The sequence below is a fragment of the Cupriavidus numazuensis genome (assembly GCF_905397435.1).
Lineage (GTDB): Bacteria > Pseudomonadota > Gammaproteobacteria > Burkholderiales > Burkholderiaceae > Cupriavidus > Cupriavidus numazuensis.
The window spans coordinates 21,946-47,952 of record NZ_CAJPVI010000015.1 but is presented as its reverse complement, the minus strand read 5'-3'; the positions used below and the strand labels follow the sequence as shown (position 1 = coordinate 47,952).

Annotated in this window: 23 protein-coding genes; 17 read left to right on the top strand and 6 right to left on the bottom strand. The window is 66.7% G+C overall.

The window, feature by feature from the left end; genetic code table 11:
• The first annotated feature begins 36 nt into the window (after nt 1-36).
• Nucleotides 37-1,437: a dihydrolipoyl dehydrogenase gene (locus KHO41_RS13760; protein WP_211953836.1), complete on the top strand. Its 1,401-nt coding sequence runs from the start codon at nt 37-39 to the stop codon at nt 1,435-1,437.
• Nucleotides 1,438-1,476: 39 nt separating this feature from the next.
• On the opposite strand, the gene KHO41_RS13755 is transcribed toward KHO41_RS13760, so the two are convergent.
• On the bottom strand, nt 1,477-2,895 hold the full coding sequence (locus KHO41_RS13755) for an FAD-binding oxidoreductase (protein WP_211953835.1): 1,419 nt from the start codon (nt 2,893-2,895) through the stop codon (nt 1,477-1,479).
• Between the two features lie 147 nt (nt 2,896-3,042).
• Nucleotides 3,043-4,638, bottom strand: a complete 1,596-nt coding sequence (pdxR, locus tag KHO41_RS13750; protein WP_211953834.1) for a MocR-like pyridoxine biosynthesis transcription factor PdxR — start codon at nt 4,636-4,638, stop codon at nt 3,043-3,045.
• A 146-nt stretch (nt 4,639-4,784) separates the two neighbouring features.
• Between pdxR and KHO41_RS13745 the strand changes: the two genes are divergently transcribed.
• The 13 genes from KHO41_RS13745 to KHO41_RS13685 all read left to right on the top strand — a co-directional run bounded on the left by KHO41_RS13745 (nt 4,785) and on the right by KHO41_RS13685 (nt 21,121).
• A complete protein-coding gene (locus KHO41_RS13745) occupies nt 4,785-6,140 on the top strand; it encodes an ArgE/DapE family deacylase (RefSeq protein ID WP_211953833.1) in 1,356 nt (451 codons plus the stop codon).
• Nucleotides 6,141-6,207: 67 nt separating this feature from the next.
• Nucleotides 6,208-7,812: an ABC transporter substrate-binding protein gene (locus KHO41_RS13740; protein ID WP_211953832.1), complete on the top strand. Its 1,605-nt coding sequence runs from the start codon at nt 6,208-6,210 to the stop codon at nt 7,810-7,812.
• A gap of 137 nt (nt 7,813-7,949) precedes the next feature.
• The gene (locus KHO41_RS13735; protein ID WP_211953831.1) at nt 7,950-8,966 is read left to right on the top strand and encodes an ABC transporter permease; all 1,017 of its coding nucleotides are present in this window, start codon (nt 7,950-7,952) and stop codon (nt 8,964-8,966) included.
• Nucleotides 8,963-9,802 (top strand): ABC transporter permease, encoded by an 840-nt coding sequence (locus KHO41_RS13730; RefSeq protein WP_211953830.1) that lies wholly within the window; start codon nt 8,963-8,965, stop codon nt 9,800-9,802. The genes KHO41_RS13735 and KHO41_RS13730 overlap by 4 nt, the downstream gene beginning before the upstream one ends.
• 31 nt (nt 9,803-9,833) lie before the next feature.
• Nucleotides 9,834-11,471: an ABC transporter ATP-binding protein gene (locus KHO41_RS13725; protein WP_211953829.1), complete on the top strand. Its 1,638-nt coding sequence runs from the start codon at nt 9,834-9,836 to the stop codon at nt 11,469-11,471.
• A gap of 50 nt (nt 11,472-11,521) precedes the next feature.
• Nucleotides 11,522-12,784, top strand: coding sequence for a 4-aminobutyrate--2-oxoglutarate transaminase (gabT, locus tag KHO41_RS13720; protein ID WP_211953828.1), 1,263 nt, complete (start codon nt 11,522-11,524; stop codon nt 12,782-12,784).
• A 57-nt stretch (nt 12,785-12,841) separates the two neighbouring features.
• Nucleotides 12,842-14,299 carry an NADP-dependent succinate-semialdehyde dehydrogenase gene (gene gabD / locus KHO41_RS13715; protein ID WP_211953827.1) on the top strand — a complete coding sequence of 486 codons (1,458 nt, stop codon included), beginning with the start codon at nt 12,842-12,844 and terminating at the stop codon, nt 14,297-14,299.
• Nucleotides 14,296-14,628, top strand: a complete 333-nt coding sequence (locus KHO41_RS13710) for a cupin domain-containing protein (protein ID WP_211953826.1) — start codon at nt 14,296-14,298, stop codon at nt 14,626-14,628. Before gabD ends, KHO41_RS13710 begins: the two co-directional genes overlap by 4 nt.
• Nucleotides 14,625-16,337, top strand: coding sequence for a thiamine pyrophosphate-binding protein (locus KHO41_RS13705; protein WP_211953825.1), 1,713 nt, complete (start codon nt 14,625-14,627; stop codon nt 16,335-16,337). Before KHO41_RS13710 ends, KHO41_RS13705 begins: the two co-directional genes overlap by 4 nt.
• A 31-nt stretch (nt 16,338-16,368) precedes the next feature.
• Nucleotides 16,369-17,442: a histone deacetylase family protein gene (locus tag KHO41_RS13700; protein WP_211953824.1), complete on the top strand. Its 1,074-nt coding sequence runs from the start codon at nt 16,369-16,371 to the stop codon at nt 17,440-17,442.
• 36 nt (nt 17,443-17,478) lie between these two features.
• Complete coding sequence (locus tag KHO41_RS13695; protein WP_211953823.1) at nt 17,479-18,726, top strand: Zn-dependent hydrolase; 1,248 nt, start codon at nt 17,479-17,481, stop codon at nt 18,724-18,726.
• Nucleotides 18,723-19,625 carry a DMT family transporter gene (locus KHO41_RS13690; protein WP_211953822.1) on the top strand — a complete coding sequence of 301 codons (903 nt, stop codon included), beginning with the start codon at nt 18,723-18,725 and terminating at the stop codon, nt 19,623-19,625. Before KHO41_RS13695 ends, KHO41_RS13690 begins: the two co-directional genes overlap by 4 nt.
• Nucleotides 19,622-21,121, top strand: a complete 1,500-nt coding sequence (locus KHO41_RS13685; RefSeq protein WP_211953821.1) for an aldehyde dehydrogenase — start codon at nt 19,622-19,624, stop codon at nt 21,119-21,121. Before KHO41_RS13690 ends, KHO41_RS13685 begins: the two co-directional genes overlap by 4 nt.
• 30 nt (nt 21,122-21,151) lie before the next feature.
• Here the strand turns inward: KHO41_RS13685 and KHO41_RS13680 are convergent, their stop codons facing one another.
• Nucleotides 21,152-21,670: a hypothetical protein gene (locus KHO41_RS13680; RefSeq protein WP_211953820.1), complete on the bottom strand. Its 519-nt coding sequence runs from the start codon at nt 21,668-21,670 to the stop codon at nt 21,152-21,154.
• A 207-nt stretch (nt 21,671-21,877) separates the two neighbouring features.
• Here KHO41_RS13680 and KHO41_RS13675 point away from each other — a divergent pair, with 207 nt between their 5' ends.
• From KHO41_RS13675 to KHO41_RS13665, 3 genes are all read left to right on the top strand, one after another.
• A complete protein-coding gene (locus tag KHO41_RS13675) occupies nt 21,878-22,231 on the top strand; it encodes a hypothetical protein (RefSeq protein ID WP_211953819.1) in 354 nt (117 codons plus the stop codon).
• A gap of 23 nt (nt 22,232-22,254) precedes the next feature.
• Nucleotides 22,255-23,193, top strand: a complete 939-nt coding sequence (locus KHO41_RS13670) for a hypothetical protein (RefSeq protein WP_211953818.1) — start codon at nt 22,255-22,257, stop codon at nt 23,191-23,193.
• A gap of 196 nt (nt 23,194-23,389) precedes the next feature.
• The gene (locus KHO41_RS13665) at nt 23,390-24,664 is read left to right on the top strand and encodes a multidrug effflux MFS transporter (RefSeq protein ID WP_211953817.1); all 1,275 of its coding nucleotides are present in this window, start codon (nt 23,390-23,392) and stop codon (nt 24,662-24,664) included.
• Nucleotides 24,665-24,673: 9 nt separating this feature from the next.
• On the opposite strand, the gene KHO41_RS13660 is transcribed toward KHO41_RS13665, so the two are convergent.
• The 3 genes from KHO41_RS13660 to KHO41_RS41680 are packed head-to-tail and all read right to left on the bottom strand — an operon-like array spanning nt 24,674 to nt 25,887.
• A complete protein-coding gene (locus tag KHO41_RS13660) occupies nt 24,674-25,195 on the bottom strand; it encodes a DsbA family protein (RefSeq protein ID WP_211953816.1) in 522 nt (173 codons plus the stop codon).
• Between the two features lie 44 nt (nt 25,196-25,239).
• The gene (locus KHO41_RS13655; RefSeq protein WP_211953815.1) at nt 25,240-25,746 is read right to left on the bottom strand and encodes a Bug family tripartite tricarboxylate transporter substrate binding protein; all 507 of its coding nucleotides are present in this window, start codon (nt 25,744-25,746) and stop codon (nt 25,240-25,242) included.
• 18 nt (nt 25,747-25,764) lie between these two features.
• A complete protein-coding gene (locus KHO41_RS41680; protein WP_280519698.1) occupies nt 25,765-25,887 on the bottom strand; it encodes a hypothetical protein in 123 nt (40 codons plus the stop codon).
• Between the last annotated feature and the right edge of the window lie 120 nt (nt 25,888-26,007).

Here is a 26,007-nt window from a genome sequence, read left to right as displayed (position 1 = left end):
TTTCAAGAAATCTCAGAAGGGAAGGAACCGTACACCATGAAGACCATCCAGACCGACGTCGCCATCATCGGAGCAGGTACCGCCGGACTCGCCGCCTACCGCGCCGCCATCGCGGCCGGCAAGCGCGCCGTGATCATCGAAGGCGGCCCGTACGGCACCACCTGTGCCCGCGTGGGCTGCATGCCGTCGAAGCTGCTGATCGCCGCCGCGGAAGCCGCGCACGAACTGCGCCACACGGCCCCGTTCGGCGTACACGTGGATGGCCAGATCCGTATCGATGGCCGCGAGGTCATGGCGCGCGTGCGCAGCGAACGCGACCGCTTCGTCGGTTTCGTGGTGCGCGGTGTGGACGGCATTCCCGAGGCAGACCGCATTCGCGGCTACGCCTCGTTCATCGACAACACCACGCTCGAAGTAGCGGCCGACGACGGCAACATCACCGTGCGTGCCAGCCGCGTGGTCATCGCCACGGGGTCGCGTCCGGTGCTGCCGGCACCGTTCAAGGTGTTCGGCGACCGCCTGATCGTCAATGACGATGTGTTCGCATGGGAAGACCTGCCGCGCAGCGTGGTCGTGTTCGGGCCCGGTGTGATCGGTCTGGAACTCGGTCAGGCGCTGTCGCGCCTTGGCGTGCGGGTGCGTGTGTTCGGTGTGCGCGGCTCGCTCGGTCCGCTGACCGACCCCGTCATCCGCCGCTATGCGGACGAGACTTTCCGCAAGGAGTTCTATCTCGATACCGAGGCCAGCGTCACGGAGATGGCGCGCGAAGGCGATCTGGCACGCATCACCTACACCGACCGTGAAGGCAAGTCCGTCACCGAGACCTTCGATTACGTGCTCGCCGCGACCGGTCGCGAGCCCAATGTGCGCGGCCTGGGCCTGGAGAACACGGGCCTGGAACTCGATGCGCGCGGCGTGCCGGTGTTCGATCCCGCGACGCTGCAGTGCGGCGTATCGCCAGTGTTCATCGCCGGCGATGCCAACAACATCCTGCCGCTGCTGCATGAAGCCGCCGACGAGGGCAAGGCCGCCGGCGAGAATGCCGCGACGTACCCGCGGGTGTTGCCGCTGGTCCGCCGCGCCCCGCTCGCCGTGGTGTTCTCTGACCCGCAGATCGCCATGGTGGGCAAGCGCTTTGCCGACCTGGCCGACGGCAGCTTCGTCACCGGCGAAGTCAGCTTCGAAGACCAGGGCCGCAGCCGCGTCATGCTCAGGAACCGTGGGCTGATGCACGTGTATGCCGACAAGGCGACCGGCCAGTTCCTGGGCGCCGAATGGACCGGCCCGCGCGCCGAGAACATCGCGCACCTGCTGGCGTGGTCCTATCAGCAGGGGCTGACCATCGCGCAGATGCTCGCCATGCCGTTCTACCACCCGGTGGTGGAAGAGGGGCTGCGCACGGCGCTGCGCGATGCGGCGGCGAAGCTTGAGAGCTGAGGCGATTGAGGCATCGGCGGCCGGCGCCAGGCCGGCCGCTTAATCCACGTCGATGACCCGTCCCGGGCACAAGATGTTGTTCGGATCGAGCGACCGCTTGATCAATCTCATCAGCGCCAGTGCCTCGGGCGTGCGGGAATGGCCGAGGAATGGCTTCTTGTGCGTGCCGATGCCGTGCTCGGCCGAGATGCTGCCATCGAATTCGCGCACTTTCGGGTAGAGGACCTCGCTGATCTCGTGCTCGGGGAAGTCGTCGGCCGTGCAGCCGGGCAGGTAGACGCTGATATGCAGATTGCTGTCGCCCACATGGCCGAAGTTGACCAGTTCGGCGTGCGGCCAGCGCGCCAGCACGGCGGCCCGCAGGCTCTCGGCAAAGCGTCCGATCTGACCGATCGGCACGCTCACGTCGTAGGCGGCGTTGGGCGCCCACATCACCGGGAACTCGGCCACGGCGTCACGCAGTTTCCAGAAACTTGCGGCTTCCTTCTCGCTGGCCGCCACGGCGGCGTCGGTGATCAGACCGGCTTCCATTGCAGCTTCCAGCATCGACTCGAACGCCGCGCCATCCTGGCCGGCGTCATTGCCTTGCAGGTCCAGCAGCACATAGAACGGTGCGCCCGCCGGCAACGGTGCGCGTACGCCCGGCACGCGCGTGGTCACGAGTTCATAGAAATCGGCCCACATCGCTTCAAACGCCGACACGCGTCCGGATAGCCGGCGCTGCGCGTGGCGCAGCAGCGCGACCACGTCGTCATAGCTGCGCAGGGCGCACAAGGCCGTCTGCGTGCAACCCGGCAGCGGCGCGAGGCGCAGTACCGCACGCGTGATCACGCCCAGCGTGCCTTCACTGCCGATGAACAGCTGGCGCAGGTCGTAGCCGGCATTGTTCTTCTGCATCTTGTTGAGCGAACTGACCACGGTGCCATCTGCCAGCACCGCTTCGAGCCCGAGTACCTGGTCGCGCATCATGCCGTAGCGGATCACCCGGTTGCCGCCCGCATTGGTGGCGATATTGCCGCCGATCTGGCAACTGCCGCGCGCACCGAGATCCACCGGAAACAGCCAGTCCGACGCGCGTGCGGCATCCTGCGCGGCCTGCAGCGTCGTGCCGGCCATCACGGTCATGGTGCCCGCCTGCGTATCGATTTCTTCCACGCCGCGCATGCGCTCGAGGGACAGCACCAGTTCGCCCCCCGCAGGCGTGGCCGCGCCGGCCAGACCGGTCAGCCCGCCTTGCGGAACCACGGCTTGCCGGTAACGGTTGCAGATGGCCAGTACTGCCGAGACTTCAGCCGTGCTGCGCGGCCGGGCCACGGCGATCGGCGGCAGCGGGTCCAGCGGCGCATACCAGTCCTTGCGGAAGCGGGTCTCGATGGCATCGCCGGCCTGCAAGCCAGCGGGGTCGAGGACGGCGGCCAGTTCGGCCAGCAGGGCGGAGGTGTCTTGCGGGGATGCCATGAGGGGTGTTTCCGTTTGCGTGTAGGGGGACGTCGAAGGCGGCGAGCCAGGCCAGCGGGACATGCTAGGCAAGCCGGTGGCCGCTGGTAAGGGCCAATCGGTGCCGGCTTGTTGGCGCCACCGGCGCCAACATTGCCACCAGCGCGATCAGGCGCCGCTCCAGGCTTCGCTGTTGATGCGCGCGCGGAACTCGCGCGGCGGCTGGCGCGTGCGGGCCAGGTGCTCCATCGCCGGTTCGATCACTTCGGCGAGCTTGTGGAACGCGGGGCCAATATCGTCCTCGGGCACGCAGGCGTAGCCCAGCAGCAGGCCCTGGCGCGCATGCACTTCATCGGCGTAGTAGCGCGACAGCGGCCGTGCCGACAGGCCCTGCGTGCGCGCCGCCATGCTGATGCCGAGATCGTCGGCGCCCGGCGGCAGGTGCATCACCAGGTGCAAGCCGGCCTCGTGCGTGGATGTGGGCCAGTCCCGGCCGAAGCGCGTGGCAATGGCTTCGCGCAACAGGCCCTGGCGCTGTGCATAGCGCTGGCGCATGCGGCGCAGGTGGGTGGCGTAGTGCCCTTCCTCGATAAAGTCCGCCAGCACCGCCTGCTGCATCAACTGGCCTTCGCGGAACAGCTCGGACAACCCGGTGGCGAAATGCGGTGCCAGCGGCTTGGGCAGCACCATGAAGCCCATGCGCAGGCCGGGGAAGAGCGTCTTGGAAAACGTGCCCATGTAGATCACGCGGTCATGCTCGTCCAGGCCCTGCAGCGACGCAAGCGGGCGGCCCTCGAAGCGGAACTCGCTGTCGTAGTCGTCTTCGACGATCCACGCACCGCGCTGGCGTGCGTACTCGAGCAGCATGCGCCGGCGCGTCAGGCTCATGACCGTGCCAAGCGGATACTGATGCGACGGCGTGGCAAAGATGAAGCGCGGCGGATTCTGCAGGGTGGCGGCGTCGGGTGCGATGCCTTCGTCGTCCACAGGGATCGGGATCACGTCCACGCCGGCGTTGGTCAGCAGGCTGCGCGTGCCCCAGTACCCCGGATCTTCCATCCATACCTTGTCGCCCGGATCGGCGAGCAGCCGTGCGATCAGGTCGATGGCCTGGTGGATGCCGGTGGTCAGGATGATCTGCTCCGGCTCGCAGCGCACCGCTCGTGCGAGCCGCAAATGCTCGGCCAGCACGCGCCGCAGCGGCATATAGCCACCATGGTGGGCGTACGTCAGCAATTCCGGGCGCGGATTGCGCCAATGCTTGTTCAGCAGCCTTGCCCAGACGGCATGCGGGAACAGCGAGACATCGGGCACACCTGCCATAAAGGCGCCCCACTGGCGATCCGACGCGCCAGCGTTGGCGACAAGGTGCATGCCACGTCGGGACAAGTCAAAGCGGTTCGTGCTTTGTTGTGCCGCAGGCACTGGCATGGTGCCATTCCGCGCGCCACCCTTGTGCAGTGCACTATGGTCGGGAAAAGTCTGCGACACAAAGGTGCCACTTCCGGTCGAGGCCGTGACATATCCCTCGGCGAGCAATTGCTCGTATGCGTAGAGAACGGTATTGCGGGAAACCCCTAGTTCCTTCGCAAGCAGGCGCGATGCCGGCAGCTTGCAACCCGCTGGCATAGAACCAGCAAGGATCTCCTGTCGGATGATTTCGTAGAGCTGGCGGTTCATATGGGCGCCATTGCCCTCCGCCTTGGCGCCTGCCGAACGTTCCAGGCGCTGCAGTAGCAGCTCGGACAGAATGACTTCTTTCAAAGTGGCTCCAGCAAGTGGCCCGAATATGGATCTATGTATGGTACCAACTATCGTTTAATTTTCCATCCATGGATCGCACGATCAGTCAGGTTCCGGTCGGCGGCCCACGTGTCCCCCTCGCCAGCCCCCACACGCCAGGAGTATTCATGTCAGGTTCCGATTCCTTCGCGGCTCACGCGTCCTCGCAGCAGGCCGCGGTGCCAACCACCGACGAACTCTCCGGCGCCGTGCGCGCGCTCTTGCCCTACATGGTCGAGACGCTGTCGGGCTTTGTGGCGGCCAGGAGTCCGTCGGGCGAAGAGCAGCCCGCCGCCGACTTCATCGAAGCGGCGCTGGCCGAGCTGGGCCTGGCTTCCGAGCGCATCGCGCTGCGTACCGAGGACATCCGGCACCTGCCGATGTACTCGCCGGCCTGCTGTCCCGACGGCGGCCGCTACAACCTGCTGGCCACGCACCGGCCCAGCCGCAAGGGCGGCCGGTCGGTGCTGTTCAATGGCCATCTCGACGTGGTGCCGACCGGGCCCGAATCGATGTGGAGCCAGTCGCCGTTCGAGCCGGTGGTCCGGGACGGATGGCTCTACGGGCGCGGTGCCGGCGACATGAAGGGCGGCATCGTGTGCGCGCTGGCCGCGTTCAAGGCGCTGGCCAGCCTGGGCCTGCGCCCGGCCGGGGCGGTCGGCTTCAATGCCGTGCTTGAAGAAGAGAACACCGGCAATGGCGCGCTGGCCACGGTCGCGGCGCTTCGCAGCGCGGTTGGCGCCGGCAAGCTGGCTTCGTTCGACACCGTGATCATTCCCGAGCCGCTCGGCGAAAGCCTGATGAGCGCGCAGGTGGGCGTGTTCTGGATGTTCATCGAACTGACCGGCAAGCCCGCCCATGCCGCGTACATGACCAGCGGCGTCAATCCGGTCGAGGCCGGCATTGCGGTGATGGAAGACCTGCGCCAGCTTGAAGCCGAATGGAACCGCCCGGAGCACCGTCCCGCGGTGTACCGCGACCACGCTCATCCGATCAATTTCAACCTGGGCCAGATCCAGGGCGGGGAATGGAATTCGTCGGTGCCGTGCACGTGCACGCTGGGCGTGCGCATCGGCTTCTTCCCCAGCATGGATATCAACGAGGCCAAGGCCACGGTCGAGGCGCGCATCCGCGCGACCGTGGAACGCCTGGCCAGCAATCTCGAACTGCGCATCCGCTATGAGGGCTTTCATGCGCCCGGCTGCGAATTCGATCTCGATGTGCCCAGCATGCAGGCGCTGGGCGAAGCGCACCGCAAGGTCAACGGTGAGCCGATCCGCCGCGAGGCGACCACGGCGACCACCGATGCCCGGCATTTCCGCATCGGGCTGGAAACGCCCGTGACCTGCTATGGCCCGCAGGCCCGCAATATCCACGGCATCGACGAATCGGTGTCGCTGGAGAGCATGGTGCGCGTGACCACGACGCTGGCCCAGTTCCTGGTGGACTGGTGCGGCGTGGAACCGGCCGGCGACGCAGCCTGAAGAAGCCGCGCGCAAGCACAACCGGCATTGCCATCCCGATGTCCACACCAAACTGAGGAACTGCCCGATGAACCGATTCAAGATGCGCCTGACGAGGAGCGCATGTTCGATGGCCCTGGCCGCTGCCGGCCTTTCGCTGCTGCCGCTGGCGCTGCCGGCCGGCAACGCCATGGCCCAGACCAAAGGCGGCACGCTGTCCGGCATCGTCCAGCCCGAGCCGCCCATCCTGGTGAGCGCGATGAACTCGCAGGCGCCGACCCAGTACGTGGCGGGCAAGATCTACCAGGGCCTGCTGACCTACGGCCCGGACCTCAAGCCCCGGCCGGAACTGGCCAAATCGTGGTCCATCTCGCCGGATGGCCTGACCTATACCTTCGAGCTGCAGAAGGGCGTCAAGTGGCATGACGGCAAGCCGTTCACGTCGGCCGACGTGGTGTTTTCGATCGACAAGATGCTGCGCGACGTGCATGTGCGCACGCGCGCGGTCATCAACAAGTACATGGCGTCGATCCGCGCCGTCAACGACAGCACGGTCGAGATCAAGCTGAAGGAGCCGTTCCCGCCGTTCATCTCGATGTTCGAGACCGGCACCATGCCGATGATGCCCAAGCACATCTACGACGGCACCGACTACCGCAACAACCCGGCCAACCAGAAGCCCGTCGGCACCGGCCCCTTCATGTTCAAGGAGTGGAAGAAGGGCGCGTATATCAAGCTGGCCAGGTTCCCGGACTACTGGAAGAAGGGCAAGCCGTACCTGGACGAGGTCGTCTTCTACGTGATCCCGGATTCCGCTTCGCGTGCGGTGGCGTTCGAAAAGGGCGACGTGCAGGTGCTGCGCGGCGGCGATGTCGACAACGTGGACGTCAAGCGCCTGCGCGCGCTGCCGAACGTGGAGTACACCACCAAGGGCTGGGAGATGTTCTCGCCGATGGCGAGCATGCTGCTCAACGAGCGCAAGCCGCCGTTCGACAATGTGAAGGTCCGTCAGGCGGTCATGCACGCGCTCAACCGCAAGATGATCGTCAACAACATCTTCTTCGGCATGGGCAAGCCGGCGATCAGCCCGTTCTCGTCGACCACGCTGTTCTTCGACAAGAACATGCCCGAGTACGACTTCAATCTGAAGAAGGCGCGCGACCTGGTCAAGGAATCGGGTGTCGACGTGGGCAAGTACCCGATCAAGATCCTGTCGACTTCGTATGGCGCCAACTGGGATCGCCTGGACGAGTACGTCAAGCAGATGCTGGAGCAGCTCGGCTTCAAGGTCAGCATCGAGTCGGCCGACGCGGGGACGTGGTCGGCGCGCGTCAGCAACTGGGACTTCGACCTGACCACCACCTACACCTACCAGTACGGCGACCCCGCGCTGGGCGTGGAGCGGCTCTATGTGACGCGCAATATCGTCAAGGGCACGCCGTTCGCCAACGTGCAGGGCTACAGCAACGCGAAGGCGGACGACCTGTGGGCCAAGGCTGGTTCGACCATGGACCCTGCGGAGCGCCAGAAGATGTACAGCGAGCTGCAGAAGATCCTGGTGACCGAGGTGGCCAACGCCAACCTGTTCGAGGTGGAGTTCCCGACGCTGTATCGCAAGCACGTCAAGAACCTCGTCACCACCGCGATCGGCCTGAACGAGTCCTTCGACAACGTCTCGATCGAGAAGAACTGAGCGAGACGCAAGACGCCGCCCGTGCCTGAGCCGGCCGGGCGGTACGCCCCGATTTGCTGCCGTCGCCGCACCCCATATGGGGCACGGTGAGGGCCAGCTGCATCCCGTTGTCGTGGTCGACTGCCCCGGCCGCCAGCATGGAGCAAGCCGTGAACTTTCTATCCTTCCTTGGCGCGCGTCTCGGCAAGGCCGTCGTGGTCGTCCTCGGCGTGGTCGTTATCAACTTCTTCCTGATCCGCATGGCGCCGGGCGATCCCGCCACGGTGATGGCAGGCGAAGCCGGTGCCGGCGATGCCGCCTTCGTCAACCAGCTGCGCGAGCAGTTCGGCCTTGACCAGCCTGTGCTGACGCAGCTCGGCATCTATCTCAAGGGCGTGGCCCGGCTCGACCTGGGCTATTCCTACCGTAACCACCTGCCGGTGCTGGACCTGATCCTTGACCGGCTGCCCGCCACGTTCCTGCTGATGAGCGGTGCCTTTCTCTTCTCGATCATCCTGGGCGTGCTGCTTGGCGTGATCGCGGCACGCACGCGCTACGAGAACCGCCGACGCTGGATCGACAGCGCGGTGATGTCTGGCGCGCTGCTGCTGTACGCCACGCCGCTGTTCTGGCTGTCGCTGATGGCGATCATCCTGTTCTCGGTGGTGCTGGGCTGGCTGCCGGCGTTCGGCATGGAATCCATCGGCGCCGGCTATACCGGGCTCGAACGCGTCGGGGACATTGCGCTGCACCTGATCCTGCCGACCGTGTCGCTCGGCTGCTTCTTCATGGCGGTGTATGTGCGCCTGACGCGCGCTTCCATGCTGGAGGTGATGGGCATGGACTATGTCAAGACCGCGCGGGCCAAGGGCGTGCCGGCCGGCCGCGTGATCCGCCTGCATGTGCTGCGCAACGCGCTGCTGCCGGTGATTACCTTCGCCGGCATCCAGCTTGGCCAGATGGCCGGCGGCGCGGTGCTGACCGAAACCGTGTTCTCGTGGCCCGGTATCGGCCGCCTGATGTTCGATGCGCTGCTGCAGCGCGACTACCAGTTGCTGCTCGGGATCTTCTTCGTGACCTCGGCGCTGGTGGTGTTCTTCAACCTGGTCACCGATGTGATCTACCGCTTTATCGACCCGCGCATTGCGGCGGGCGCCACGGGAGCCGCAGCATGAAAGCCTTCCTGCAACGCTACTGCCGCAACTACGGCGCGGTGATCGGCCTGCTCGTGCTGCTGGCGGTGCTGGCGCTGGCCATGCTGGCGCCGGTCTTCTACCAGGAATCTCCGTGGCTGATGGTGGCCGAGCCGCTGGTGAAGCCGTTCACCGACGCGTCCATGCCGTTTGGCACGGACATGCTGGGCCGCGACATTACGGCGGGCATGCTGTACGGTGCGCGCGTATCACTGCTGGTGGGCGTGATCTCCACTGCGGTGGCGTTGGCCGTGGGTGTCGCCGTGGGCGCGGTGGCCGGCTACTGCGGCGGCCGCATCGACGATGCGCTGATGCGCATTACCGAGTTCTTCCAGACCATCCCGCAACTGGCGATGGCGGTCGTGATCGTGGCCATCTTCAACCCGTCGATCTATTCGATCGTTGCCGCCATCTCGGTGGTGTCGTGGCCGCCGGTGGCGCGCCTGGTGCGTGGCGAGTTCCTTTCGCTCAAGCAGCGGGAGTTCGTGCAGGCCGCGGTGGTCATCGGGCAGAAGCCGGTGCGCATCATCTGCACGCAGATCCTGCCCAACGCCATGTCGCCAATCATCGTGTCGGCCTCGTTCATGGTCGCGACCGCGATCCTGACGGAATCCGCGCTGTCGTTCCTGGGCCTGGGCGACCGCAACATGATGAGCTGGGGCTTCATGATCGGCGCGGCGCGCACCATGATCCGCGAAGCCTGGTGGATGAGCGTGTGGCCGGGCGTGGCCATCCTGCTTACCGTGCTGTCGATCAACCTGATCGGCGAAGGCCTGAACGACGCCATGAACCCGCAGCTTCGCCGCCGCGGCGAGTGACCGCCCCCCGGACTAGCCAAGGAATACTGTGATGAAAACCAGTGACCACGCGCCCCTGCTGTCGATCCGCGATCTTTCGATCGCGCTGCCCAAGGGCGGCGACCGGCCCTATGCGGTGCGCGATATCTCCTATGACCTGCATGCCGGCGAAATCCTCTGCATCGTCGGCGAATCGGGCTCGGGCAAGTCGATGAGCGCCAACGCCATCATGGGCCTGCTGCCGTCCTATCTCAGGCCCGAGAGCGGCCAGATCCTGTTCAAGGGGCGCGACCTGCTCGCGCAGGACGAAGCGACGCTGCTTGCCATGCGCGGCAAGGACATGGCGATGGTGTTCCAGGAGCCGCTGTCCGCGCTGAACCCGGTGATGACCGTGGGCGACCAGATCGCCGAGGTCATGCGCGTGCACCACGCCTGTCCCGGCGAAGCGCGCGCGCGGCGCGTACTCGAACTGCTCGAGTTCGTCGGCCTGCCGGATCCGGCCACGCTGATGCATGCCTTCCCATTTCGCCTGTCGGGCGGCCAGCGCCAGCGCGTGGTGATTGCGATGGCGCTCGCGCTCGAGCCCGCGCTGCTGATTGCCGACGAGCCGACCACCGCGCTGGACGTGACCACGCAAGCGCAGATCCTGGACCTGATCCGCCGCATCCAGGCCGAGAAGGGCATGGGTGTCATGTTCGTGACCCACGACTTCGGCGTGGTGGCGGAGATCGCCGACCGCGTCGCGGTGATGGAGAAGGGCGTGCTGGTGGAAATGGGCCGCGCGGAACAAGTGCTCAACCACCCGCAGCATCCGTACACGCGGCGCCTGATCGGTGCGGTGCCGCACGGCCGCGCCAGCGAGCGCGCGCGCAGCCAGGCAGAGACCGTGCTGGAGGTGCGCGAGCTGCGCAAGACCTATGTCACCGGTGGCGGCCTGTTCACGAAGAAGCGCGTGGTGAACGCGGTGGACGGCGTCAGCTTTACCGTGCGCCGCGGCGAAACGCTGGGCATTGTGGGGGAATCGGGCTCGGGCAAGTCGACCATCGGCAAGTGCCTGCTGCGGCTGACCGGCATCGAGAGCGGCGAGTTGCTGTTCGACGGGCAGGACATCGCGAAACTGTCCGAGCGCCAGTTCCGCCCGCTGCGCCGCGACGTGCAGATGATCTTCCAGGACCCGTTCGCATCGCTCAATCCGCGCCATACCGTGGGGCGCATCATCAGCGACGGCCCGGTCGCCAACGGCGTGCCCGTGGCCGCCGCGCAGGCGCGTGCGCGCGAACTGCTGCAACTGGTTGGCCTGGAGGCGTCGGCATTCGACCGCTACCCGAACCAGTTCTCCGGCGGCCAGCGCCAGCGCATCGGCATTGCGCGCGCACTGGCGCTGGAACCGAAGCTGCTGGTGGCGGACGAGTCGGTCTCCGCGCTGGACGTCTCGGTGCAGGCGCAGGTGCTGGAACTGCTGGGCGATCTGCAGAAGCGCCTGAACATCGGGCTGATCTTCATTACCCACGACCTGCGCGTGGCCGCGCAGATCTGCCACCACGTGATCGTGATGCACAAGGGGCGCGTGGTGGAGTCCGGCCCGCCCGCGCAGATTTTCGACGCTCCGCAGCACGCCTATACCCAGCGCCTGATCGGCGCGATTCCCGGCAAGGAATGGGACCCCACACTGATCCGTGCCGCTGCGTGAGCGGCGCGGATCCAACCTGTAGCCAAAGCAAAGATAACTGGAGAGAAGTGATGAAGAACGCCGATCTGGTCCGCCGCAAGGACGCCGCCACGCCGCGTGGCGTGGGTGTGATGTGCAATTTTTACGCCGAGCGCGCGCTGAACTCGGAGATCTGGGACGTCGAGGGCAAGCGCTATATCGACTTCGCCGCGGGCATCGCCGTGCTCAACACCGGCCACCGTCATCCGCGCCTGGTCGAGGCGGTGGAAAAGCAACTGGGCCGCTTCACGCATACCGCCTACCAGATCGTTCCGTACGCCAGCTACATCGAGCTGGCCGAAAAGATCAACCAGCGCGCGCCCGGCCGCTCCGCCAAGAAGACCGCGTTCTTCACCACGGGCGCCGAGGCGGTCGAGAACGCCATCAAGATCGCCCGCGCCGCGACCGGCCGGCCCGGTGTGATTGCGTTCTCGGGCGGCTTCCATGGCCGCACCATGATGGGCATGGCGCTGACCGGCAAGGTCGCACCGTACAAGATCGGCTTCGGGCCCTTCCCGGGCGAGGTCTATCACGCGCCGTATCCGTGCGCGCTGCATGGCGTGAGCACCGATGACTCGCTCAAGGCGCTGCAGCACCTGTTCAAGGCGGACATCGATCCCAGGCGCGTCGCCGCCATCATCTTCGAACCCGTGCAGGGCGAGGGAGGCTTCAACGTGGCGCCGTCGGAGTTCGTTCGCGCGTTGCGTGCGGTGTGCGACGAGCACGGCATCCTGCTGATTGCCGACGAGGTGCAGACCGGTTTCGGCCGCACAGGCAAGCTGTTCGCGATGGAGCACTACGACGTGGCGCCGGACCTCACCACCATGGCCAAGAGCCTGGCGGGCGGCATGCCGCTGTCGGCCGTGTGCGGCCGTGCCGAGGTGATGGACGCGCCCGCCCCCGGCGGCCTGGGCGGCACGTATGCGGGCAACCCGCTGGCCGTGGCCTCGGCGCTGGCGGTGCTGGATGTGCTCGAAAGCGAGAACCTGATTGCACGCGGCGCCGAACTGGGCCAGCGCCTGATGTCCCGCCTGGAGAGCCTGCGCCCGCGCGTGCCGCAGATTGCCGAAGTGCGCGGTGTCGGCGGCATGGTCGCGGTCGAGTTCCGGCAGGCCGATGGCACGCCCGATGCCGACTTCACGCGCACGGTGCAGAACCGCGCGCTGGAGAAAGGCCTGCTGTTGCTGTCATGCGGCGTCTACGGCAACGTGATCCGCTTCCTGTTCCCGCTGACGATCCAGGACGCGGTGATGAATGAAGGCCTGGACATCCTGGCCGAGGCACTGACGCGCTGAAGCGCTGAAGCGCGGCTTTCCGCTACGCCCACACCACCGATATCGACGAGGCGATTCATGCAACTCAAGGACCCCGGCCTGCTGCGTGCGCAGGCCTATCTCGCCGGCAACTGGCAGGACGCCGACAGCGGCGCCACCTTTGCCGTGACCGATCCCGCCAGCGGTGCACTGATTGGCACCGTGCCTCAAATGGGCGCTGCCGAGACGCGCCGCGCCATCGACGCCGCGCAGGCGGCCCAGGCCGGCTGGCGCCGCAAGACGGCGCGAGAGCGCGCTACGGTGCTGCGCGCCTGGTACGAACTGATGCTCGCGCACGCCGACGATCTCGCGCTGCTGATGACCACCGAGCAGGGCAAGCCGCTGGCCGAGGCCAAGGGTGAAGTCGTGTATGCAGCCTCTTTCCTCGAATGGTTCGCCGAGGAAGCCAAGCGCGTGAGCGGCGATGTGCTGGCCACGCCAGCCAGCGACAAGCGCCTGGTGGTCGTGAAGGAGCCGGTGGGCGTGTGCGCTGCCATCACGCCGTGGAACTTCCCGCTCGCGATGATCACGCGCAAGGCTGGCCCGGCGCTGGCAGCGGGCTGTGCGATGGTGCTCAAGCCGGCCGAAGACACGCCGCTGTCCGCGCTGGCATTAGCCGTGCTGGCCGAGCGCGCGGGCCTGCCGGCAGGTCTGTTCAGCGTGATCACCGGCAACGCGGTTGCCATCGGCGGCGAACTGACCGCCAACCCGGTGGTGCGCAAGCTCAGCTTTACCGGCTCGACCGAGGTGGGCCGCATCCTGATGCGGCAATCCGCCGACACGATCAAGAAGCTTTCGCTGGAACTCGGCGGCAACGCGCCGTTCATCGTGTTCGACGACGCCGACCTTGATGCGGCGGTGGAGGGCGCCATCGCGTCCAAGTACCGCAATGCCGGGCAAACGTGCGTCTGCGCCAACCGGCTCTACGTCCACGACAAGGTCTACGACGCGTTCGCCGAAAAGCTCGTCGCCGCGGTCGCCAGGCTGAAGGTTGGCTATGGTGTCGAGCCTGGCGTGCTGCAGGGCCCGCTGATCAACCAGGACGCGGTGGCCAAGGTGGAGTCGCATATCGCCGACGCGCTCGGCAAGGGTGCGCGCGTCCTGTCCGGCGGCAAGCGCCATGCGCTCGGCGGCACCTTCTTCGAACCGACAGTGCTGGCCGACGTCACGCCGGCCATGTGCGTGGCGAAGGAGGAAACCTTCGGTCCGCTGGCGCCGCTGTTCCGCTTTTCGTCCGACGAGGAAGCCATTGCCATGGCCAACGACACCGAGTTCGGCCTGGCCTCGTACTTCTACAGCCGCGATATCGGCCGCGTGTGGCGTGTGGCCGAGGCACTCGAATACGGCATGGTCGGCATCAACACCGGGTTGATCTCCAACGAAGTGGCGCCGTTCGGCGGCGTCAAGCAGTCGGGCCTGGGCCGTGAGGGCTCGAAGTACGGGCTCGACGAGTACCTGGAAATCAAGTACCTGTGCATGGGAGGCGTGGACCGATGAGCGAAGCGCAGGAGAGGCCCAAGGCTGTCGGCACGGTGCAGGTCGACAACGAGCGCGTGGTGGTCACCGAGTGGCGCTTTGCGCCCGGTGCCGAAACAGGACATCACCGCCATGGCTGCGACTACGTCGTGGTGCCGATGACCACCGGCGCACTGCGGCTGCAGACGCCGGCCGGTGAAGCGGTCAGCCAGCTGGTCGCCGGCCACGCCTACTACCGCCCGGCCGGGGTGGAGCACAACGTCATCAATGCCCATGAAGGCGAGTGCGTCTTCGTGGAGATCGAGATCAAGCCGGCGGCGGGCGCCGCGGGCGGAGGAAGTAGCCAATGAGCCAGGCCAACACCAATCTGCGCGAACGCAACGGCGGCCAGATTCTTGTCGAGCAATTGCGCATTCAGGGCGTGCGCCGCGTGTTCCTGGTGCCGGGCGAGAGCTACCTGCCGTGCATCGACGCGCTGTATGACCACCAGGACACGATCACGCCAATCGTCTGCCGCCAGGAGAGCGGCGCCGGCTACATGGCCGAGGCCCACGGCAAGCTGACCGGCGAGCCGGGCGTGTGCTTCGTCACGCGCGGCCCGGGCGCCACCAACGCAAGCATTGCCGTGCATACCGCGTTCCAGGACTCGACGCCGATGATCCTGTTCGTGGGCCAGGTCGGCAACGATTTCTACGAGCGCGAAGCGTTCCAGGAGATCGACTACCGCCGCATGTTCGGGCAGATGGCCAAGTGGGTTGCACAGATCGACCGCACCGACCGCATTCCCGAGTTCATCGCGCGCGCCTTTGCCGTAGCCACCAGCGGCCGGCCCGGCCCGGTGGTACTGGCGCTGCCCGAGGACACGCTGTGGGGCAAGGCCACCGTGGCGGACATGCCGCGTTACGTGCGCAGCCATGCCGCGCCCACGCCGCAGGCGCTGGCGTCGCTGGCCGGCCTGCTGGAACAGGCCGAGCGGCCGTTCCTGATGATCGGCGGCTCCGGCTGGACGCCGGAGGCGATGCGCCAGATGGAAGGTTTTGCCGAACGCTTCGGGCTGCCGGTGGGGCTGGCGTGGCGTCGCCTGGAGTGCTTCGACAACCACCATCCCAACTATGCCGGCCACGTCGGCTGGGGCATGGGCGAGGCGCTGCGCGCGCGCATCCGCAAGTCCGACCTGCTGATCGCCGTGGGTACCCGCATGGGCGAGGCGACCACCGAGGGCTATACCGTGGTGGAAAGCCCGCTGCCGCGCCAGCGGCTGGTTCATGTGTATCCTGATCCCGAGGAACTGGGCCGGGTGTTCCGCGCGGAACTCCCCATCGTCGCGGATGTGGTTTCGTTCGCGGCCGCGGTCGATGCCCTGCGGCCGGCGCGCGGACATGACCGCGCGGCCCGGGTGGAACGTGCGCGACGCGACTACCTCGACAGTCAGAAGGCGCTGCCCGCGCCGGGTCCGCTGAACCTGAACCAGGCCGCCTGCCATGTGCGCGAACGACTGCCGCAGGACGCCTGCATTACCGTCGGTGCCGGCAACTACGCGGTGTTCCCGCACACGTACTACCGCTACAAGGGCCCCGGCACCAGCCTTGCGCCCACGGTCGGATCGATGGGCTACGGCCTGCCGGCGGCAATTTCGGCCAAGCTCGAGCATCCGGAACGCACGGTGGTCTGCTATGCGGGCGACGGCTGCTTCCAGATGAACCTGCAGGAGCTGGGCGTGGCCATGCAGTACCGTCTCGGCATCGTGGTGCTGGTGTTCAACAACGGCATCTGGGGCACCATCCGCGCGCATCAGGAACGCGAGTTCCCCGGGCGCACGATTGCACTGGGCTTCGAGAACCCGGAGTTCGCCGAACTGGCGCGTGCCTATCGCGGCTATGGCGAGGTCGTCGCCAGCGATGCCGAGTTCGGCCCGGCACTTGACCGCGCGCTGGACTTCGCCAGCACCCACAGCATGCCGGCGCTGCTGGAACTGCGCTACGACCCCGATGGCATCGCGCCCGGCGCGACGCTGTCAGGCATCCGCGCGGCGGCGCTGGCCCGCCAGGCGGCAGGCTGACGCTCAACCCGTTCACCAACATTCCAACACCATGCGTGCCTTCTTCTCGGATGAACAGTTGCTGCATGAGCCCCGCCAGTTCATGCGCGCGGGCCGGCTGTGCGAGCCGACTGACGTGCCGGCCCGGGCAGCGGCACTGCAACACGCGCTGGCCGCGCGCGGCATCGAACTGGCGGCGCCGCCCGACTTCGGGCGCGCATCGCTGGAGTCGGTGCATAGTCCGGCGTATCTCGACTTTCTGGCGAGCGCCTATGCACGCTGGCAGGAACTGGCACGCCCCGGCTTCGAGCCCGGCATCGAAGTGCTGCCGAATCTGTCGCCGTACCACAACGGCAAGGTGGGCGAGCCGCGCAGGCCCGTGTGTCCTACCGACTCGGTGATCGCGCAGGCTGGCTACTACCTTGGCGACCTGAGCTGCCCGCTCGGGCCGGACAGCTGGCGCGCGATCCTGCGCGGCGCCCACAGCGCGGTGGCGGCCGCGCGCCACGTGTGCGAGCGGCAGGATGGCGCCGGCATGGCCTATGCGCTGTGCCGCCCGTCCGGCCACCATGCCCACAGCGACCGAGCGGCAGGCTTCTGCTACGTCAACAACTCGGCTATTGCGGCGCAGACGCTGCTGAACCGCTTCGGCAAGGTGGCGGTGCTCGATGTCGACGCGCACCATGGCGACGGCACGCAGCAGATCTTCTATCACCGCTCCGACGTGATGACGCTCTCGCTGCATGCCGATCCGGCCGGCTACTACCCGTTCTATACCGGCTATGCCACCGAGCGCGGCTATGGTGCAGGCTACGGGTACAACCTCAACTTCCCGCTGGCACACGGCAGCGGCGACGCGGAGTTCCTGTCGGCACTGGACGGCGCGCTCGACGCGCTGCGCGACTACCGCCCGCAAGCGGTCGTGCTGGCGCTGGGCTTCGATACCTACGAGAACGACCCCATCAGCGTGCTCAAGGTCAGCATGGACGGTTACCGCGGCATCGGCGAGCGCATCCACGCGCTGGGCCTGCCCACGGTGGTGGTGCAGGAGGGCGGTTACGAGGTGGAGGCGATCGGGCGAGGGCTCGATGCATTCCTGGCCGGCTTCGCGCCGGCAATGGCCTGAGCGGGCCGGCGCACTTTCGAATACAGGAGAACAGCAATGACTAGCAAGATCGCGATCAACGGCCAGCGCCTGTGGCAATCGCTGATGGACCTGGCGCGGATCGGTGCCACGCCGAAGGGCGGCAATGCACGGCTGGCGCTGACCGCGCTTGACGGGCAGGGGCGCGACCTGGTCTGCGGCTGGATGCGCGAGGCCGGCCTGAGCGTGACCGTGGACCGCGTGGGGAATATCTTCGGCCGCCGCTCGGGCCGCAACGATGCGCTGCCGCCGGTGATGACCGGCAGCCATATCGATACCCAGCCGACCGGCGGCAAGTTCGACGGCTGCTTCGGCGTGCTGGCCGGGCTGGAAGTCATGCGCACGCTCAACGACCACGGCGTGACCACCGAGGCGCCGCTGGAGCTGGCCATCTGGACCAACGAGGAAGGCACGCGCTTCGTGCCGGTGATGATGGGCTCGGGCGTGTTCGCGGGCATCTTTCCGCTGGAGACAGCGCTGTCCGCGACCGATGTCGACGGCAAGCGCGTGGCGGACGAGCTTCAGGCGATCGGCTATGCCGGCGCCGCGGAAGTGGGTGGGCGTCAGGTGGGCGCATATTTCGAGGCGCATATCGAGCAGGGCCCGGTGCTGGAGGCTGCGGACAACGTCATTGGCGTGGTCACGGGCTCGCTCGGGCTGCGCTGGTACGACGTCACCGTGACCGGCATGGAAGCCCATGCCGGCCCCACGCCGATGCCGCTGCGCCGCGACGCGCTGTTCGGCGCCACGCACGTCATGCAGGAAGTCGTTCGCATTGCCAACGACTTTGCCCCGCACGGACGCGGCACGGTGGGCGTGGTGAACATCCACCCGGGTTCGCGCAATGTCATTCCCGGCGCGGTGAAGTTCTCCGTCGACCTGCGCCATGAAGACGCCGACAAGCTCGCCGGGATGGATGCCAGGTTCCGCGCCGCATGCGAGGCGCTGGCCCAGGGCAAGACCACCGGGGCGCGCCTGGATGTGAAGATCGAGGACGTGCAGTATTTCCCGCCGACTCCGTTCGCACGGGAGCTTGTCGACCACGTGCGCGGCGAGGCCATGGCGCGCGGCTACAGCCATCAGGACATCGTCACCGGCGCGGGCCACGACGCCGTCTACATGGCCAGCGTGACGCCGACCGCGATGATCTTCGTGCCCTGCAAGGACGGCATCAGCCACAACGAAGTGGAAGACGCGCGGCCCGAGCACCTGGAAGCCGGGGCCAATGTGCTGCTGGGCGCGATGGTGGCGCAGGCCGGCGCATGACCGCCGCGGCCCGGGGCGCGCCGGACTGGTGGCGCGGCGGACTGCTGTTCCTGTGCGTGGTGATGCTGTTCGCTACGGTGGATGCCACCGCCAAGCACCTGGTCGGGCGCTATCCCGCGCCGTTTCTGAATGCGGTGCGCTACGCCGCAACGCTGGCGGTGGCCGTGGCCATGCTCGCCGGCTCGGGGCGGCTGCGCTTCTGGCATACCCCGCACCGGGGCCTGCTTGTGCTGCGCGGGCTGATGCTGGCCATCGTGGGCACCTGCTTCATGACCGCGCTGCTGTGGATGCCGCTGGCCGAAGCGACCGCCATCTACTTCATGGCGCCGCTGATGGTGGTGGGCCTGTCGCCGTGGATGCTCGGCGAGACGGTCGGGCCGCGCCAGTGGCTCGCCGTAGGCGCCGGCTTCTGCGGCATGCTGCTGATCGTGCGTCCGGGCGGTGCGGTGTCGTGGCTCGGCACGGTGCTGATGCTGGCCGCCACGCTCGCCTACGCCATGCTGCAGCTGCTGACGCGGCGCATGGCGGGGCAGGTGGATGCGCGCGTGCAGTATGGCTTTGCCGCGCTGATCTGCATGGTCGCCACCGGCTTGCCCGCGCCGTTTTTCCCGCCGCCGGTGTGGCCGGACCTGGCCGACTGGCTGGCGATAGCGGCCATGGGCCTGATGAGCGCGGCGGCGCAGGTGCTGCTGATTCTCGCCTTGCAACGCGCGCCGGCTTCGCGGCTGGCGCCGCTGAACTACTTCCACCTGCTGCTGGCGCTGGTCTACAGCGCGCTGTGGTTTGGCCGCTGGCCTGACGCGCTGGCGCTTGCGGGCATTGCCCTGATCGTGGTGGCTGGCCTGACGCAGACGCTGCCGGCGCCCGCCACCATCTCAACCAAACGAGGAACCCAATGAGCGAAATTCGCGATCTGGCCTATTGGCAGGCGCGCGCGGCCACGCTGCGTCCGCAAGGCCGTGCCTGTATCGGCGGCGAATGGACCGCCGCCGCCGACGGCGCCACCTTCGACAGTATCAACCCGGCGAACGGCCGCGTGCTGGCGAGGGTGGCGGCGTGCGGCGCAGCGGACGTGGATCGTGCCGTGGCAGCCGCGCGCCGGTCGTTCGAGCAAGGCGTGTGGGCGGGCCTGGCGCCGCGCGAACGCAAGGCCGTGCTGCTGCGCCTGGCCGCGCTGATCGAAACCCATGGCGAGGAATTGGCCCTGCTGGAAACGCTGGACATGGGCAAGCCCATTGGCGACACGCTGGCCTACGACATCCCGGAGGCCGCGCGCACGTTCGCGTGGTACGCCGAGGCCATCGACAAGGTCTACGACGAAATCGCGCCCACTGGCGGCAATGTGCTGGCCACCATCACGCGCGAGCCGCTGGGCGTGGTCGCGGCAGTGGTGCCATGGAACTATCCGCTGCTGATGGCAAGCTGGAAGGTCGCGCCGGCGCTGGCGGCGGGCAACAGCGTCATCCTGAAGCCGGCCGAGCAGTCGCCGCTGACCGCGCTGCGCCTGGCAGAGCTTGCCGCGGAAGCGGGCATTCCCGCGGGCGTGTTCAACGTGGTGCCGGGGCTGGGCGCACAGGCAGGCCAGGCGCTGGGCCTGCATCCGGACGTCGATTGCATTGCCTTTACCGGGTCCACGGCGACTGGCAAGCGCTTCATGGAATACTCGGGCCAGTCCAACCTCAAGCGGGTCTGGCTGGAGTGCGGTGGCAAGTCGCCGCATATCGTGTTCGACGACTGCCCCGACCTGGACAGGGCTGCGCAGGCCGCCGCCATCGGCATCTTCAACAACCAGGGCGAGATCTGCATCGCCGGCTCGCGCCTGTATGTGCACCGGGCCGTCTACGAGCCATTCATGGCGAAGCTGGAGGCCTGTGCCAAAGCCATGCAGCCCGGCGACCCGCTCGATCCGGCCTCGGCGATGGGCGCCATCGTCGACGCGCGGCAGCTCGATCGCGTGATGTCCTATGTCGATGGCGGGCGGCGCGAAGGCGCGCGCCTGCGCCTGGGCGGCGAGCGCGTGCGCGCGGACACTGGCGGCTACTTCCTGCAGCCCACCATCTTCGAGTGCCCGAGCCAGTCACTCGCCATCGTGCGCGAGGAGATCTTCGGGCCGGTGCTGGCGGTGACCGTTTTCGACACCGAAGACGAAGCCGTGCGCATGGCCAACGATTCGCCGTATGGCCTCGGCTCAGGCCTGTGGACCGCCAGCCTGTCGCGGGCCCACCGGGTGTCGCGCCGACTGCGCGCCGGCCTCGTGTGGGTCAACTGCTATATGGACGGCGATGTCACCGTGCCGTTCGGCGGGGTCAAGCAGTCGGGCTCCGGGCGCGACAAGTCGCTGCACGCGCTCGACAAGTACACCGATCTGAAGACGACGTGGATCAGCCTGGTGTAGGCATCACGGCTTCACGGCGATACCAGTCCACTACTGGGGCTGAGACTGGGGCTGTGACGCCCCGCCTGAGGTCGATGGCCCCAGCAGACCCGTACTGGGTCCTCCGCGAAGCCCACCGGCCTGGGTGGGTGCGGCTGCACCCGCCAGCATCGCCTCGGTCTGGCACTCGTCGGCAAGGCGGTGGCCGCCCTTGCTGTTGAGCAGCATTGCCTTGCTCGGGATCACGACAAGCACCATGCCCGAGCGTTGATCGGCATAGCGATCGGCGCCAGTCGTGGTGGCCACGCGCGGCAGGCGATAGTTCTTGCCCTGGAAGCGCAGGCCGATCACCTGGTCCACCTGCAGGTTACCGGACAGGTACATCACGGTCCCCAGCTCGCATTGCCATTTCTCGCCGGCAGGAGCCGCCGGGGCCTTGGTGGTCTTTGTCGTACTCTTTTTCGACGTGCTCTTGGTGGCAGGGGCCGATTTTGTCGTGCTCTCCGCGGCTATCGCGGGGCCGGACATAGCCAGGGCTGCAATGCAAGTGGCGAAGAAGAAGCATTTCATGTGTCGCTCTCCGGTGGCCAAACGCAGGAGCGCCTCGCGCAACGAGGCGCGGATTTGTCCCCTGAGTCTAGGCAACGACGGTGAAGGTATCCAGACTTCCCGATGAGGCAGTGAACGCGCCGGGACATACCACGGTATATTGAATGGGACCGAGTCTGCGCCTGCCGCATGTTGCGGTGTACCAGTACATCCAGCCAGGAGCCTTCCATGTCACTGCGCCGCCATCTGTGCCAACTCGCCTTGCTCGCCGGTCTGGCGCCCTTGTTCAGTGGCCATGCCCAGACCCAGCGGCCATCTGCGCCGGACCCCGCCATCAATGACGCCATCTCCGATGCCGTACGAGAAGGGTCGCATCGGTTCCAGCCCACTCCTAGCCAACCACTTTCGCGTGACGAGCAGTGCGACCGGCTTGCCGAACAGATCGGCCAGACGCCGAGCCGCAGTTACCGGCCTTCGAACGCGCCGGTCGAGAACAGCCAGGGCAACGATGTGGCCACGGTCGAGCGCGACCGGACCCGCAGGCAATTGCAGAAGGTGTATCAGGAAAAGTGTACGCAGTAGGCCTTGCGTTCGGATGACAGCTAATGATCGGACTTGCGATGACGCCAGCAAACGGCAGACAACATGCGTTGGGACTGATCCTCGCGATCCTTGCCGTCCTTGCATTCATCGGCGCGAGCCCCTGCGTGTTTGCGCAGGAAACCGGCAATGCGGCGCGCTTGCGCGACAAATACGCGAGCCTGACCGAGCAGTTAAGCCGCAACCCGTTTCAGCGCCAGCTATACCTGGCGTCAACGGAAACCGACTCCACGCTGACCGGGGATATTTATGCCGTGGTCGACTACCCCTTCGCCACCGTCAACGGATCGCTCAATGATCCGGTGCAGGGCCCTGCCAACTGGTGCGACGCGCTGATCCTGCACCTGAACGTGAAATATTGCCGGGCATCGGCAAGCGGAAACGGCGCCAGCCTGACCGTCAACCTGGGCAGAAAGGTCGAGGAGAAACTCTCCTCCACGTACCGCGTGCAATTCAACTACCGCGTAGTGGCCTCTGGACCCGACTACTTCCAGGTCAGGCTCAACGCGGACAGCGGTCCGATGAGCACGCGCGATTACCGCATCGTACTGGAGGCCACTTCGATCTCCGCCAGCCGTACCTTCGTGCATCTGACGTACGCATACAGCTATGGCACTGCCGGGCGCGTGGCGATGAAGACCTATCTGGCGACCCTGGGCAGTGGCAAGGTGGGCTTTACCACCACGCGTGATCCATCGACCGGGAAGACCGAATATATCGGCGGGGTGCGAGGCCTCCTGGAGCGCAACACGATGCGTTATTACCTGGCCATCGACGCGTATCTCGCCACGCTGTCCGTTCCACCCGCCAAGCGCCTTGGCCAGCGTCTGGCCAACTGGTTCGATGCCACGGAGAAATATTCGCGCCAGCTGCACGAGGTGGATCGGGATGCCTACATGACGATGAAGCTGAACGAATATCAGAGGCAGCAGACCGCGCAATGACTGGAAGAGCCATCGAACCGGCCATCGAACAGGCATCGCGTGAGGCCTGCAGCGGATCGAATCCATCAAACTGATTGGCGTAAACCCTTGCGTGGCATGAATTGCCATTCTTTTGGCGCGATTTGTGCCTTTTGAAAGGCTTCACGCCAATACCATCGGGTCCATACATTGTGCTGCCTGGCACAGGGAGACCCGAATGGAACTGAAGGGCAGCGGACCTGATGAACGGGCAGCATCCGGTTTGCTGACCCCGCAGAGCGATCCACTGCCGAAGGCGCTTCCTGGCATTGCCGCCATGGCGGCCATTGCAGCGGGATTGTCGATGCTCGGGCAGTTTGCCATCGCGACCTACCTGCCCGCCTTCGCGAGCATGGGCGATGCCCTGCATGCCACGAACGCGCAGGTCCAGCAGTCGCTCACGGCGTATCTGCTGCCCTTTGCGCTGATGCTGCCATGGCACGGCGCTATCTCCGATGCCGTGGGCCGCCGGCGGATGATCCTTCTCGGCAGTGCGCTGTTCACCATCGGCTCGCTGATCTGCGCTGGCGCCACGGGCATTGAGACGCTGCACGCGGGAAGGGCCCTGCAAGGCGTCAGTGCCGGCATTGGCGTGATCGTCGGCCGGGCCATGGTGCGCGATGTCTTCGACGGCATGCAGGCCCAGCAGGTCATGGCGCTGGTCGCGATGATCTTCGCGCTGGCTCCGGCGATTGCGCCGGTTTGCGGCGGCTGGCTCTTGCTGTGGACAGGGTGGCGCAGCATCTTTGTCTTCCTGGCGCTGGTGTCAGCATTGCTTCTCGTCGCCTGCTGGCGATGGGTGCCGGAAACCTTGCCGCCGGCACGCCGGCATCCGCTTCATCCCGCTTTGCTGGCGCGCGGCTACGGGTCCATGCTGACTCATTGGCGCTTTGTTGCGCTGACGCTCGCGAACGCCGGGGTCAACGTCGGCATCTATGTGTATATCTTTGCCGCGCCCACGTTCGTGACCCGACATCTCGGGCTCGGTGCGCAGTCGTTCGGCTGGCTGTTCATTCCGATCGTAGCGGGGATCATGCTGGGCTCGCTGGTGTCGCATCGCATGGCCGGCAAGATCAGCCCGGTGCGCAGCGTGCTGCTCGGGCACGCTGTCATGCTGGTCGCGGCCATATTGAACATTGCGGTCACGACCCTGCACGCCGCGGCCATGCCGTGGGCGCTGATTGCACTGCCCGTCTACGGCGCGGGCATGACCATCACGCAGCCGAGCCTGCAATTGCTGGCGCTCGATTGTTTCCCCGAACGGCGCGGGCTTGCTTCGAGCGGCTATGTCACGGTGCAGCAGTTCGGCAATTTCCTGATGTCGGCGCTGCTGGTCCCGCTGCTGCTGGATTCGACAGTCAAGCTGGCGCTCTGCATGGCAGCGCTGCAGTTATTCGGCCTCATCATGTTCATGGCCGCGCAACGGCACAGGGTAGCCGTGGTTTCGCCGTGAAACCCAGGCTCAACCCGCCAACGCCACGTCAATGGCGCGCTGCAGCCGTTCCATGCCGAAGGTCACGTCCTGGACCATGCCATTGACGAAGAACGATGGCGTGCCCCGTACCTGCCATTGCGTGGCACCGCGCATGTCATCGCGGATATGCGGCAGGTGCGCGTGAGCCGCCATGTCGCTGTCGAAACGGTCCAGGTCCATGCCGAGCATGCCGGCGTAGTGGCGCAGCGCTTCCGATTTCAGGCCGTTCGGCTTTTCGTGCAGCAGCCGGTACATCTGCCAGAACTTCTGCTGCGCGCCGGCCGCTTCCGCACATTCGGCCGCGGCTTCGGCGGACGGGTGCCAGTGCGACACCGGGTAGTGGCGATAGACGAAGCGGACCTGCGGGCCATAGTGCTCCATCAGGATCTTCATGGCGCCGTAGGCCATGCGGCAGTATTCGCATTCGAAGTCGCCATACTCGACGACGGTAACCCTGGCGGTGTCGGGGCCGATGGCATGGTCGGCGGCGGTAACGGCGACGTCTGGCATGGAGCGCTCCGGTTCATGGGCGGGCGGCCCGGGGACTTTCCAGTTTAGGCGCTGACCGGCCTCGCCGCGCCGCCAGCTGATCGACTACAGCTTCGCGCCCGAAAGTGGGTCATCCGGCTCTTGAGGCGTTCGTCCAGACAGGACATTGCCACATGGCCATACGACCCCGTGCTGTACGAGCCATAGGTGATCTTGCCCGGATTTGCCTGTGCATAGCTCGCGAACTCCTTCGCCGTGCGGTACGGCTGGCGCGCGTCCGCCACCAGTACCACGGCGGCGTCCACGAGCTGGTAGACGAAGGCAATCTCGGTGTCCGGGTTGTAGGGCAGCTTGCTGTAGACAAACTGGTTGCTGATGACCGCGTTGCTCAGGATGACGGAGATCGTGTAGCCATCCGGCGCGGACTTGGCCAGCGCGGCGGTGCCGATGATGGCGCCGGCGCCGGGGCGGTTTTCGACCACCATCGGCTGCCCCAGCGCCGGACCCATCTTCTCGGCCAGGATGCGCGCCAGCACGTCGGTGGCGCCGCCGGGCGCCATGCCGACGATCACGCGGACCGGCCTGGTTGGCTAGGCGTCCGCGGCATGCGCCGCCGGTGTGGCGAGCGGCAGCAGCGCAGCCGCGCCGAAGAGGGAGCCAAGCAGGCGCCGCAGCGGCATGCCGGCGGACGGGAAAGGCTGACGATGACTCATGTCGTCTCCTGTGCGTGAGGCGGGATGGCCAGGTACCGCGGCGGGGCAAGCGGCCGAGGCAGCCGCTGCGGCGATTACGCCTTGGCTTGTACGACCGGCTGATTGGCCGCCGTGGACGCG